This is a genomic window from Waltera acetigignens, from assembly GCF_025567015.1.
Classification (GTDB): domain Bacteria; phylum Bacillota; class Clostridia; order Lachnospirales; family Lachnospiraceae; genus Acetatifactor; species Acetatifactor acetigignens.
This window is the reverse complement of sequence record NZ_JAOQJO010000011.1, coordinates 131,025-143,558: the sequence shown is the minus strand read 5'-3', so window position 1 is coordinate 143,558 and position 12,534 is coordinate 131,025. Positions and strand designations below refer to the sequence as shown.

Here is a 12,534-nt window from a genome sequence, read left to right as displayed (position 1 = left end):
GCCAGTTAACAATCATTATTCTATGGGTGGCACTCATTTTTTGCAAACCGGTTATTTGTTACTTAACAGGAATGCTCCTTTTCTTTAATACACTATAATGTTTTTACAATCTCTTATTCGTCATTCATATATCTGTTTTTAACAGATTTGTTGTGAAATGCTTTCTGATTGTTGCGGAATGATTAAAAGAACACTTAAAACAAATATATCTCCATCTATTCTTACTTCCATTGCTCCATGATATTTTTCTGCAACTGCTTTTATGTTAGCAAGTCCTGTCCCACTGCGAATGCTCCCTCTCCCACTATGGCTATTAATTATTTCAATTAAAAGAAAATCACCTTGCACTTTTCCTGTTATGTGAATATATTTCTGATTATCATGGGGCACTCGGTTACAAGCTGAGATAGCGTTATCTAATGCATTAGAAAAAATAATACAAAAGTCAATATCAGCAATTCCACATGGATATGGAGAAATAAATGAACATTGTACTTCTATCTGATTGCTCTTAGCTATCCCTAACTTATTTCCAATTAAAATATCAAGTACAGGGTTATTTGTACTTACCGGAAATGACATATCTGCTGTTAAATTTTCCATATCACTCATATACTGCAATGCTGTATCTATATCGCCATTCTGTACCAATTCTTTGACAATAGATATATGATTTTTCACATCATGTCGAAATGCTTTTGTTTTCTCATAACGTACTTTTGCTTCTTCCACATACTGATTTAAAGAATGTTTTTCCAGTTCTAATAAAGATAGCTCTCTGCTCAATTTAAAACTATCCACTAATTTTTTATACGCAAACATGATGCAAAACAGACTGGCTATCCCCAATATCTGTATAAACAGTAATGGAAACGGACTTATGCTAGGTAAACTCCCATCTGCTTGTATCGTAATCGTATGTCCATAAATATTTGAACTAATATATTCACTTACCAAAAAAATCACTAAAGTCGGTATTAAAATCAGAAGAACATATTTTGCCCTAACGTTTTCATCATATGAAAAATTTTTATTTATGACCTGATAACACAAAACAGATGTAACAAGAGCTAAAATACTGCTCATTACCATAAATAAAACGCTAACCGCTTTAGGATTTTCCTGAAAAAACAAGGGAGATAAAATACACGAAATCGAATTAAAAACTCCATAGCATAAGTGCATTATTTCAATCATTACAACTGCATATAACCCGACAAATATATTGTATGTTCTACATATAAAAAATCCTCCTGCCATCAACAGCAGAACATATACCAATAATTCCATAATACTGCCGGTTGGAAAAAACATCATAATCGTCATTCCAAGAAAGGCAAACAATATATAATAAATAAACTTTACCTTTTTCTTAAGAAATCTGGTAAAGAAATGAAAAACCGTCAACATTTCAATGCTTCCCATAATATATACATTGAAAATATCTAATCCATCCATTCTTTCACACTCTCCGTTCCTTCATATATTTCAAAACAACACTTGAAAATTCCTTGCTCCGTAAGCGTGATACAGGTATCTGTTTGTCATTTATCATATACGCCATCCCATTTTTATAACTTTTCAGATGGCTCAAATTAATTAAATAACTTCTATGGCATTTAAAAAATCTCCCATCTAGTTTTGTTTCAAGATTTTCAATTCTGTCATAGTAATCAATAACTTCCTCCGTTTTTAGATGCAGATATATTTTTCTGTCTATAATTTCACAAAAAACAATGTCATCAAAGGCAATAATATTACTCTCGTATCCCTTTTGGACAAGCAAACTTGCGTCTTTTGCATTTTGCATAGCAGAAAATAATCTCTCCATCGTTTTTTCAAAGCATTCTTCTTCAATCGGTTTTACCAGATAATCATATGCCTGGACTTCAAAGGATTGAAACACCATTTCCTTTAGAACTGTTATAAAAATTAGGTATCCTTTATAATTTTGACTACGCATCTTCCTTGCAGTTTCCATCCCATCTATTCCATCCATTTGAATATCTAAGAACAGAATATCTATATTTTTGTTGTGTCTCAGTAATTCCTCACCACTCCCGAATTGTGAAACAGTTATTTCTACGTTTTTTCTATGAAAAAAATCAAATACCAGCTTTTTGATTTTATCTAATATGTATTTTTCATCATCACAAATTGCTATGTTAATCACACGACCACCTCTTTCCTTAAAAAATTTATTTTAGCATCTATCCTCAAGTGAAACAATTATAATGCTTTGAAATGTAACTGTAATGATGTGTAATGCTGAATAGTCTAATAAATATATCGGTGAATTCTTATCAACTTTAAATTTGCCTATTGTTTTCGTCTGAATTGATTTTCTCCATCGCAACCTTGCCTGTTTCCTCTGCTCGTCACTTAATCTTCTCTGCTTACGATAACCACATAACAGGAAAAAGCAGATAGATTGCTACCTGCTCTTTCCATAAACCTTTATAAACTTGCTTCCTGACTCTTGGTCTTTGATTTTTCCGGTTCTTTCTTCTGCTGTTCCGATTTCACTTTCATCTGTGACAGCTTTTCCTTGACGGACACCCTGCTTTTTTCCTTATCCTTTCCGGTATCCAGTCCGGCACAGATCTTATCCAGCTTCGCTACTGCACCGTCAATCCGCTCCACCTGTTTCTTTAAGGCTGAGATATGCTTCTTTACAGGCATATTCAGTACCCTTGTAAGGGCAACGCCCTCTTTTTCGTCCGACACTTCCTTTGTACCTTTTCCGGTTAAGAGCCTTCCCACGTTGGCTACGCTGTTCCCTATCTGCTTGAACTCGTCCCCGATACTGTCTATCTGGTTGGCGGTCTTTTCATAACTGGTAAGCACATCAACCATCTTCTCCCGGCATCCGGAAAGCACCGACTGCACACCGGAAATTCCTTTCTGAAGAACCCTGTTCATTTCCTCCCTTCCCTTTTCCTTAAAGGCGGTTACTGCCTGTGCTGCGGTGTCAATCAAATGGTCTTTCAATTCCGATAAGCGTTCTGCAAGACTGCTTACCTTCTCCTGAAGGTATGACACCTTATCCAAAAGCTGACTTTCCGCTGCTTTCGGCTGGCTCTCCTGCATCCTTTCAAGCTGCTTCCGTACTCCTTGCAGTTCGTCCACCATAGCGGAAAGCTGTAACTGCATCCCGGCGATATACTGCAAGACCTCCATAAAGTCCTGTGACTGCTCTTTCATGCCCTGCTGTCCCAAAAGCTCCATGAACTGCTTCATAACGTCCATTTCCTCTGTGTTCTGTTCTTTCTTTGGTTCGTTTGCTTCCATAGCACCCTCCTATAAACTTTCTTCTTTTCCTTTGCTCTTTACAGTCTCCGGTTTCTCCGGCATCTTCTGATCGGAAATTTTCTGCTTCATCTCGGCAAGTTTCTCCTTGACGGATACCCGCCCTCTGGAACCGTCTGCTAACATCCGTTCCTTGTCATGCTCTGCGATACGCTCCGACATCAGAAAACTTGCAACAGGCTTTAACGGTTCATCAGCCACCGCCTGTATATCTTCTGCCCTGTCCGGCTCGCCCTCCTGTGCCTGTGCGCTCTGCTCTCCGTTTTCGTCCTCCGGCTCATCATCTCCCATATCCAACGCATTATCGCCCTTTTCGTCCATATTAAGAAGCGCATTTAACTCTGCAAGTCGCTCTAGCTTCTCCGCCAGTTCCTGCTCCTGTGCAAAAGGTTTCGTGACCTCCACCTTTGCGGTTTCAAGCTGATGTTCCACGTTAGAAAGCTTCTGCTCCACGTCTGTCATTTTCCCGGTCATTCCCTCTAACGCATTGGAAAGTCTTTGCAGATTTCCAAGCGGATCGGCTCCGATTTCCACCTCATGGCTCAGACTTCCTTTTAAGCTGATCGTAAACTTTGAGAAGAACGAGTCAAAGGACACGCTCATCTTAAATCCCTGAAATTCTCCGATTGTGACCGCCATGTTTGGCTGTTTGGCACTCCGGCACATATCAATCAACGCCGCACCCGCTTCCTTTTTGTCCGTATAGGTACGGTTGCCTATCTTCATGGAAAAAGCGTCCTTATCCACAGGCTTATGCGCCGCATAGGTCTGAATGTCCGTCCGATACCCTTCAAGCCTTTCTTTTAAGGCTGTGATCTGCATCGGGTAATGCTTTGCGATATTGTCCTCCAGACGATAACGCTGGCTTGTGTGGTTCGCCTTTAAGAGCTTCAGCTTTGACACCTGTATGTCCAAGTCCATCTTCTCCTTGATGTAAGGGTTTCCGGTTGCAAGTGCCTTGACCTCTGCATAAGAAAGCGCCGCTTCGTCGATGTCCTCACAGGAACGTACCGGGGACTTGCTCGTCATGATCTGCCCGATAAACTTCTGCTTGTTCTCAATGAGCTGCCATGAATAGCTGTCGAAGGTACCTTCCGTCACATACCGGATAATCTTGACCTTATCATTCATGTTTCCCTGTCGTAAAATACGACCTTCCTGCTGTTCAATGTCAGACGGACGCCAGGGCACATCCAAATGGTGTAATGCAATCAGTCTGTCCTGTACGTTGGTTCCGGCTCCCATTTTGGCAGTAGAACCCAACAAAAAACGAACCTGTCCGCTTCTTACCTTTGCAAACAGCTCCGCTTTCCGTTTCTCCGTATTGGCATCATGGATAAATGCGATTTCTTCCGGTGGGACACCCTTTTCAATCAGTTTGCCCCGAATGTCCTCATAAACATTGAATGTACCATCTCCTTTCGGTGTCGATAAGTCACAGAAGATAAGCTGTGCCGACTTCTGTTCCTTTGTTTCTTCCCATATCTCACATGCCTTGTCCACACAGGTGGTGGCTTTGGAATTATCCTCATCGGGAAGCATATCGTTGATCAAACGCTGGTCTAATGCAAGTTTTCTACCGTCATTGGTGATTTTGAGCATATTGTCAACGTGTGGCTCTACCTTCCTATCACGAACAGCCTCCGCACGATCCGCAAGGGACTGTACCATTTCTTTCTGGTATTCGCTCGGTTTCAACACCACATTTTCGTACTCTGCTTCCGGTACAGGCAGCTTTAGCATATCCGGTGTCTGAATATCCGCACTTTCCTTGAAAAGTGAAATCAGCTCCGGCAGATTGAAGAACTTGGCAAACCTTGTCTTTGCCCGGTATCCGGTTCCTTCGGGAACGAGTTTGTCAAGATGATTTTTGTAAGTTTTCTAAATTCAAATATTTATCTGCTGAAAAAACGCCTAACATCTCGTGTCGGCATATTTCTTGAAACACCGTATTCAAAGGCTTCTTCGCACTTTCCGATTGCTTCACATTGACAATAAAAGTTGTTTTGCCTATTCGCGTTGTATAAGATAAAGTGTTTTCTTTCATATAGTCCGTTTCTCCTTTTCATAAATTGACTGTGGGGCATTCCGTTTGGAACACCCCACAAATACAGCCTGTTTCATCGGAACATATCAAGAAGTCATTAAGTCGTGAGTATAATGGAAATGGTTATCTTTCCATACCACGCTTGTTTCTTCGTGCCTTAATACGCTCTTGTCTTTCTTTTTCCCTCGCTTCTTTTTCGGCTCGTTCCTGTGCTTCCTTAAAAGAAAAAAGTTGCTTCACTTTTTCGGTAAAAAGTTTAGCAACTTCGGGGAAATGCTCCAACGCTTCAAGAAAAGGTCTGCACTTTTCTTTCAGTTCGTTGTATTTGGTTTTCATTCTCTCCAATGCGTTTGCACTGTCAAAATATTTCTGTCGGTAATAATTTGCACTCTGCTCCAACTTATTGATTTCCGCACGACTGGTAATTCCCTCTTTTGCAAGGGCAGTCAGTTGTGAGTAGTCCTCTTTGGATATTGCCATCTTGCCCGTAAAGGTTTTCTGTCCCATACCGTCAATCTCGTTTAAGGTCTTTGAGATATGACGGGCAGGCTCATATTTAACCTGTTCCTTTTGAATACGCTTCTGCAACTTCTCCAATCGTTCTTTGTCCTGTTGGATTTGATATTGCAGGGAAGTTAAATGCTCTGCTGTACTTCCGTATTCGCCACGCTGAAAGCCTTTGAACCCTCGTTCCGTCATATAATTAAACAGTTCATCTTGCAGTATGCTGTACGAAGCTCGAAACATCGGCTTGCCGTTCTTCTTTAACAATGGATTTCCTTTTTCATCGGTCATTGGAATATCCGATTTCCATTTCTTTGAATGGCTTATCTGATTAACCACTTCCTTGACCGTTCCTCGCAGTTCGGGGTTTTTACAACGCTTACTCCATAAGATTTCTTTCTCCACAACAGGCAGAACCATTGCGTGAAGATGATAATGGTAAACCTCTTTTCCCAGTTCCTCGGTTGCGGCTACATTGATTTCATCAGCGTGCATTACTGCCGATATAACATTATCAGCACCGAATTTTTCTTCGATGAAATGATAGGCTTCTTCATAAAACTGCTTTGCATATTCATAACCACCGTTACGCTCGAAGTACATCGTATTCACATCAATCACAATCTCATTGAAAAGGGTAGCGTCTTTCCTCAGTCCACGAAGCGATACTAACCCGTCTGTTTCCATCTGCTTTAACTGCTCCATATAGGTTGGGACAGTCGGTTTTTTGAAATGCACATTAAGGGCTATGCGTTCCGTAATCACATTCATATTTTCATAGGTTTCATTCTTGCGTTCATTGTGCCTTTCCGCCTTGCTCACATCAAAAGCGGTGTACTGTTTTACCCTTGCACAACTCATATCCGCCTTATTGGTTTTTGCCATTTTTCTCTCCTTTCCAGACAGGGCGAAGCCATTACACAACATTCTCTGAATGTGTGTAACCCACTATGACACTTTCAGACTTCGTCTGCAAAGATGTCGTGGGCAAGGGTGTTCCCCCTTGACCTCCTTTTGATACCTCCATCATAAAAACAGACTGTCCCGCCATCAGACAGCCTGCTTTTATTCTCTCGGTATATCGCCCATCGGCAAAGACCAGTACCACAGAAAGCCTTGTTTTCGGGAGATAACTCCTGCTTTCTTCTTTGCCTTTTTGATGGTCGATTTTTTGAACCCAGCGGCTTCAAGTCTTTCTTCGCAATCCGAAGAAAGCATTTCTCCGTCTTTCAGCATTTCCAAAAGAAATTCTTTCGCCTTGATTTCCTTTTCGTTCGGTCTGCCCATTTTGGGTGCGAGGGATTGGAACGCTTCTTCTGCTGTCATTTCCATTTCAGAGATAAAGTCCACTCCCTTTTCTGCCACCTCAAAAAGAATTGCCGAGCCTGTCGGGGCAAGGTTAGATTTCACTTGCACCATATATCGTTCCGCTGGTGCTTCTTTGTTCGGTGTGCGTGTGATTGCAAGAATACTTCTTGCAGCACCCGCAATATCAATCGAACCGTTGGTGCGATAAAGAGGATTTATATCTCTCATCTTGTTCATATGGGCGATAATCACGATGGCACAGCCAGTATTTTTTGCAACTGCAATCAAGTGATTAAACTCTGCCCTTGTTTCGTTGGCATTGTTCATTGAACAGTTCTCTCCGATATAGGAACTCATCGGGTCAAGAATTAAAAGTTTTGCGTGATACTTTTCGATTGCTTCAGCAATACGGTTATCTCCAAAGGATAAAGATTTTTCATCTTCTTTGATGAAGATAAGATTTTCTCCGTTCCCACCGGCAGAGTTAAAACGGGGGACTACCGTATCGTCTGCATCATCTTCCGTTGTCTGATAGATGACTGTCATAGGCTCTGTTTCTTCTTCGGTAAAGGGGAGAGGTTCTCCCTTTGAGAGCAGGGCGGCTATGGAAAGCATTAACTTGCTTTTCCCATCGCCAGGATCGCCCTGCAAGAGCGTAACCTTGCCGAACGGAATATACGGATACCACAGCCATTTCACTTCTTTCGGTTCAATCTCACTTGCCTTGATAATTTCAAGCGGTACATTTACATTCATCTCATTTTCCATTTTCATCATTGTTCTTCGTTCTCCTTTTCGATAAATACTTCAGGCAGAGCACCACGATACAGCGGAAACTCTGCTTACAGTCATTACTGCATTTTCTGCAAAGTTCGTTGTAGGTAATGCGATTTCTTTCATTCAGAAACAATGCCCACTCTTGTTTCCGTTTCTTACTCATTCTCGGCATATCAATCCTCCTTTCCGCCTGAAAACAAAAAACCACAGGGAAGATACTTACTGCCTTGTTTCTGTCATTTCTCGGGGCGAAAATCGGGCAAAATTGCCTTTCTAAGCCTTTCAAAAAATCACACAAGGTATTTGTACTAACCTGTGGTTATGTATGAAATTGTAGGGTTTGGGGCAACAAAAAACACCGTATTTCTACGATGTTTTCTGTCATTCAAGTAGCAAAAAACGTGACCACTAAAATTATAATCATAAGAACAGGCAAAAAGCGAAGATACCGTTCTAATAGAGCTTTTTAGACTTGTTTTTTGGGGCTTTATATTACTTTCCCTATTTTTTAAGGGTATAGGGTGTTACATCAAGTTCTTAGTATATGAAATTTGCAGATTATTCTTGGATTTGGCTCAAATCAAATGCACCGTTCTCAATCAACTTCAAAATTGTGTCTGCCAAGTTGTTTTTTACAGTTTCACTTTCATTTTCAACGCCAGAATACTCTACATAAATAGTGTTCTCTCCCATATCAAAGGTTGCATAATATATTACGGTTTTGACACCTTGACTATTTGACTTTGTTACGAAATATCCTGCGTTGATATCAACGCCGTCTACACTTGAAGTGATTGTATTTCCATCAATGATAGTATCTAATAGATTTACACCCTGTTTAGAAACTACCATTCTTGTATCATCAATTTTTCCCTCAAAACCCAGAATATTATGATTGTCAGCATCAAAATAAGCATCTGCGGTAACAGGCAAGTCTGCAAAAAGCATTTCAATTTCAGCATCGCTCAAAGGTCTTGTTGTTACATTTAAGTTAATTGAAGATTGTGATAAGTCATTTTTAACAAAAGTAATTGTTTCTCCATCATTCAGCGTGGCAATATCGTTTTTTGTACCAAACAGATTGCTTTGAAAAACTCCCACTCCAATCACAGCAACGAGTACGAAGCAAGCTGCAACAGACACCCATTTTTGCCGATTAGTTATTTTACTTGTTTTTTTCATAGGTTCAGCCTCCTTAATATACTGATTATCGACATTTCCCAATGCCCTTAAAAGTTTCTTTTCTTTCATACAGAGATACCTTCTTTCTCTAACAATTTTTTGAGTTCGTTCCTTGAACGAAATAATGACATCTTGATTTTGCTCTCGCTCATACCATATTCCGTTGCAATTTCTTTAATGGGCGATAAATACCAATATCTTCTCATAAAGATTTTTCGCTGTTCTAATGACAGGGAAGAAAGAAAGCGGTTGAGAATATCCGTTAGAGCGATTTCTTCAACAATGTTTTCTGTACTATCCAACGATGGTATGCACTCTTGTATTTCATCAAAAACCAATGGCATTTGCCCACCATTACGTTTCTTTGCATTAAGCAGTTCGTACCTGTCCAAAGATAGGTTGCGAGTAATCTTCCCTAAAAAAGTTTTTAGGACAGATGGACGGTTAGGCGGTATGCTGTTCCAAGCTCTTAAATAAGTATCATTTACACATTCCTCGCTATCTTCGTCATTGTGAAGAATATTAAAGGCTATGTATCTGCAATACTTTCCGTATTTTTTTGAAGTTTCGGATATAGCAGCTTCGGAGCGCTCCCAATATAAATCTAATATCTGCTTATCATCCATAGGCTTCTCCTCCTTTCCCTTGTATTAAGGCCTTTCACCCTAATAAACGGGAAAAATGTGTCAAGCGTCACTTAAATTCAAAAAATATTTATTCAAAGATTAGCTTTCATTTTTTGAAAGAATATAATAAAACAGCAAAAGGCTTACACCTACAAGTCTCTTAATATTCAATGCGGAAAATTACAATTCATCACTCTCATTTTAACACATCATACCATCTTTATGAACTTTCAATTTAACCACTTCCATTACACTCACGACTTAATGACTTCTTGAATACTTCCCGAAAAAGAAAACTGCCATCAGTAAAGACAGCAGTTCCTTTTCGGCTGGTATGCTATTAGGAATACACAATATCGTTCAATACAATCTCATCTGCACAGGCTCGGATATTATTCATCAATCCGACCCATCTCATCATATCCTCCGCTTTCAGTTGTTCCGTCACACCTTGTTTTCTTGCCATTTCCTTTATCAGATACTCCGCCATATTACACGCCGAAGTATCAATTTCAGCAAGGTGTTCATATAACTTTCCGCTTGTAAGCAGATTGCAATATAAGACTTTCCTATGCTCCCTCAAATATCTTTCCCTCATTCTTCCGTATTTTGTGAGCGTAGGCGGTTCTTCGTTTTCTATCGTCAAGCAGGGATAGTAATAATCTCCGATGAGTTCGTACTGGATACCAGTTCTTTCGTCTGTAATAAATCTTTGCATTCTGATTTCTCCTTCTGCTTCTTGTGATAAAATTCCAAAGACTTCTCGTTATGGTTTATCTTTTGACATTCTTCGGAACAGAATTTCTGCTGACTGTGTGTAGGCCAGTAGGTACTGCCACACACAGCACAGACACGCTGACGATAATAATGATTTCCTTTTTCAGCTTCTCTGTCGGCTTTTGTCTTGTCCTGCCTTGCCTGATAGCAACAATCTTTTGAACAGAATATCTGTCGGTTACTTGTAGGCACAAACTCTTTTTGACAGTGAGGACATATCTTTGTCTTGACGATTTCTCCACCGTTTTCAGCGAGTTTTTTCGCCTTTCGCTTCTCTCGGTAGGCTTTTTCACGCTCACGCTGTTTTGCCAAGCGTTCCATCTCAATCTGTTCTTCCTGTGCCTTTATTTCAGCAAGTTCTTCTTCTGTATAGGCAATATCGACCTGCCCGACATAGTTGAAGTAAATATCAACCTTTTGTGTCCTTGCTTTTCCCACACCCTCTGCTTCATAAACCACAATCTTGTCAATGAGTTCAGCAAACATCAAATCGGAAATTTCTGTCGGCTCTTTGCACTTGCGAATTAAAGAAATGAAATGCTTAATATCAACAGCATTTACTTTTTCTTCGGTAAGTTCCTTTTCCATTTCCTCAATCTTCGTTTCCAGCTCAGCCTGTTCGTCATCGTACTGCTTCATCAGTTGCTTATACTGTCTTTCGGGCAGTAATCCCGAAACAAGATTTTCATACAAGCCACGAATAAGTTTAGACAATTCATCGTATCGCTTCTGAAAACGGTGCAATTCCGATTTATTGTGCTTTGGCTTTTCTGTCTGCTTTTCATTCCAAAGTGCTTGAAGTTCCTTTGCAAAGGCTTCTTCGTCATTCAGAACAAATCTTGATAATCGTTTGACAGCCGATAATATCAAGGCTTCAACATTATCAGCACTAATTGAATGGGCAGAGCAGGAGTTTACTTTGCTTGCATATCCGCCGCAACGGTAAGAATACTGCACCGAACGGTCTTTTTTACTGTAATGCGTTTGCAGGGTCATTCTTCTGCCACAATCCGCACAGTACAGATAACCGCTTAAACGGTTGCTATGCGTTCCTCTTGCCGCTGTCCTGTTCGCTCGTTTCTTTCGCTTCTGAACGCTGTCCCAAAGTTCCTGCGAGATGATAGGCTCGTGCGTATTATAAAATACATACTGTTCATCTTCATCGGTATTCTTTCTTTTGTGCAGTTTGAAATTGGTGCTGACCGATTTACGCAAAACAGTATGACCGAGATATTCCTGTCTGCTTAAAATCGCTCTTATGGTTGACATTCCCCAAAGATACGGGTCTGAAAACTTTGTTCCGTTATACTGTTCGGGGTGATATTCCTTTGCGTGTGCAGCCGGAATTAAAACCTTTTCTTCGGTAAGCAATTCAGCGATTGCTCTCGGACTTTTGCCCTCGTTGGCAAGCAAAAAGATACGCTTTACCACCGCAGAAGCCACAGGGTCAACGACAAGCGTTTGTTTGTCGGTTGCTAATCGGTTATATCCATAGGGAATTGAACCGCTACAACGCTTTCCGTCTTTCATACGGGCGTCAAACACAGCCTTGATTTTATTGCTTGTGTCTTTTGCGTACCATTCGTTCATTATATTCAAAAATGGGGCAAAGTCATTGTCAGAAGCATTATTGCTGTCGATACTGTTATTTATCGCAAGGAAACGGACATCTTTCTGTGGGAACAGAACTTCCGTATAAAAACCGACTTGCAGATAGTTTCGCCCTAATCGGCTCATATCCTTAACAATAATCGTTGCGACATTTCCTGCTTCTACTTCCTTAATCAACTCCTGAAAACTCGGACGATTGAAATTTACACCCGAAAAACCATCGTCAGTAAAATGACGGATATTCGTAAAACCATTTCTTCGGGCGTAATCTTCCAAGTATTGCTTTTGATTGGTGATTGAATTTGACTCACCATTAAGATCATCATCTCTCGACAAACGCTCATAGAGTGCTGTAATCTTTGAACTCCTTGACATTCTCTTATCCTCCTTTCC

Annotated in this window: 12 protein-coding genes; all 12 read right to left on the bottom strand. The window is 40.3% G+C overall.

Features of this window, described 5'->3' with window-relative positions; translation table 11 throughout:
• Nucleotides 1-138: 138 nt before the first annotated feature.
• Nucleotides 139-1,458 (bottom strand): sensor histidine kinase, encoded by a 1,320-nt coding sequence (locus tag OCV96_RS11710; protein ID WP_055264225.1) that lies wholly within the window; start codon nucleotides 1,456-1,458, stop codon nucleotides 139-141.
• Nucleotides 1,459-1,462: 4 nt separating this feature from the next.
• On the bottom strand, nucleotides 1,463-2,173 hold the full coding sequence (locus OCV96_RS11705) for a LytR/AlgR family response regulator transcription factor (protein ID WP_006856822.1): 711 nt from the start codon (nucleotides 2,171-2,173) through the stop codon (nucleotides 1,463-1,465).
• Between the two features lie 284 nt (nucleotides 2,174-2,457).
• Nucleotides 2,458-3,291 (bottom strand): DUF6674 family protein, encoded by an 834-nt coding sequence (locus tag OCV96_RS11700; protein WP_006856820.1) that lies wholly within the window; start codon nucleotides 3,289-3,291, stop codon nucleotides 2,458-2,460.
• 9 nt (nucleotides 3,292-3,300) lie between these two features.
• On the bottom strand, nucleotides 3,301-5,052 hold the full coding sequence (locus OCV96_RS11695; RefSeq protein ID WP_262594598.1) for a helicase-related protein: 1,752 nt from the start codon (nucleotides 5,050-5,052) through the stop codon (nucleotides 3,301-3,303).
• A gap of 115 nt (nucleotides 5,053-5,167) precedes the next feature.
• Nucleotides 5,168-5,356, bottom strand: a complete 189-nt coding sequence (locus OCV96_RS11690; protein ID WP_054325550.1) for a transposon-encoded TnpW family protein — start codon at nucleotides 5,354-5,356, stop codon at nucleotides 5,168-5,170.
• Between the two features lie 123 nt (nucleotides 5,357-5,479).
• Nucleotides 5,480-6,745 (bottom strand): plasmid recombination protein, encoded by a 1,266-nt coding sequence (locus OCV96_RS11685; RefSeq protein ID WP_117599154.1) that lies wholly within the window; start codon nucleotides 6,743-6,745, stop codon nucleotides 5,480-5,482.
• Nucleotides 6,746-6,925: 180 nt separating this feature from the next.
• Nucleotides 6,926-7,945, bottom strand: a complete 1,020-nt coding sequence (locus OCV96_RS11680) for an AAA family ATPase (protein ID WP_262594597.1) — start codon at nucleotides 7,943-7,945, stop codon at nucleotides 6,926-6,928.
• Nucleotides 7,926-8,117: a hypothetical protein gene (locus OCV96_RS11675; RefSeq protein ID WP_158436740.1), complete on the bottom strand. Its 192-nt coding sequence runs from the start codon at nucleotides 8,115-8,117 to the stop codon at nucleotides 7,926-7,928. The genes OCV96_RS11680 and OCV96_RS11675 overlap by 20 nt, the downstream gene beginning before the upstream one ends.
• Before the next feature lie 386 nt (nucleotides 8,118-8,503).
• Nucleotides 8,504-9,196 carry a hypothetical protein gene (locus OCV96_RS11670; protein ID WP_054690455.1) on the bottom strand — a complete coding sequence of 231 codons (693 nt, stop codon included), beginning with the start codon at nucleotides 9,194-9,196 and terminating at the stop codon, nucleotides 8,504-8,506.
• Nucleotides 9,193-9,753, bottom strand: a complete 561-nt coding sequence (locus tag OCV96_RS11665) for an RNA polymerase sigma factor (protein ID WP_071428839.1) — start codon at nucleotides 9,751-9,753, stop codon at nucleotides 9,193-9,195. Before OCV96_RS11665 ends, OCV96_RS11670 begins: the two co-directional genes overlap by 4 nt.
• Nucleotides 9,754-10,093: 340 nt before the next feature.
• Nucleotides 10,094-10,471, bottom strand: a complete 378-nt coding sequence (locus tag OCV96_RS11660; protein WP_054325472.1) for a TnpV protein — start codon at nucleotides 10,469-10,471, stop codon at nucleotides 10,094-10,096.
• A complete protein-coding gene (locus tag OCV96_RS11655) occupies nucleotides 10,396-12,516 on the bottom strand; it encodes a recombinase family protein (protein WP_117599152.1) in 2,121 nt (706 codons plus the stop codon). Before OCV96_RS11655 ends, OCV96_RS11660 begins: the two co-directional genes overlap by 76 nt.
• Nucleotides 12,517-12,534: the final 18 nt, after the last annotated feature.

What these genes read in the sequence shown, in the direction of transcription:
- OCV96_RS11660 (WP_054325472.1), bottom strand. Translation starts at nt 10,471, where the DNA reads ATGCAAAGATTTATTACAGACGAAAGAACTGGTATCCAGTACGAACTC.
- OCV96_RS11695 (WP_262594598.1), bottom strand. Translation starts at nt 5,052, where the DNA reads ATGCTAAAGCTGCCTGTACCGGAAGCAGAGTACGAAAATGTGGTGTTG.
- OCV96_RS11655 (WP_117599152.1), bottom strand. Translation starts at nt 12,516, where the DNA reads ATGTCAAGGAGTTCAAAGATTACAGCACTCTATGAGCGTTTGTCGAGA.
- OCV96_RS11680 (WP_262594597.1), bottom strand. Translation starts at nt 7,945, where the DNA reads ATGATGAAAATGGAAAATGAGATGAATGTAAATGTACCGCTTGAAATT.
- OCV96_RS11710 (WP_055264225.1), bottom strand. Translation starts at nt 1,458, where the DNA reads ATGGATGGATTAGATATTTTCAATGTATATATTATGGGAAGCATTGAA.
- OCV96_RS11670 (WP_054690455.1), bottom strand. Translation starts at nt 9,196, where the DNA reads ATGAAAGAAAAGAAACTTTTAAGGGCATTGGGAAATGTCGATAATCAG.
- OCV96_RS11675 (WP_158436740.1), bottom strand. Translation starts at nt 8,117, where the DNA reads ATGCCGAGAATGAGTAAGAAACGGAAACAAGAGTGGGCATTGTTTCTG.
- OCV96_RS11665 (WP_071428839.1), bottom strand. Translation starts at nt 9,753, where the DNA reads ATGGATGATAAGCAGATATTAGATTTATATTGGGAGCGCTCCGAAGCT.
- OCV96_RS11690 (WP_054325550.1), bottom strand. Translation starts at nt 5,356, where the DNA reads ATGAAAGAAAACACTTTATCTTATACAACGCGAATAGGCAAAACAACT.
- OCV96_RS11685 (WP_117599154.1), bottom strand. Translation starts at nt 6,745, where the DNA reads ATGGCAAAAACCAATAAGGCGGATATGAGTTGTGCAAGGGTAAAACAG.
- OCV96_RS11700 (WP_006856820.1), bottom strand. Translation starts at nt 3,291, where the DNA reads ATGGAAGCAAACGAACCAAAGAAAGAACAGAACACAGAGGAAATGGAC.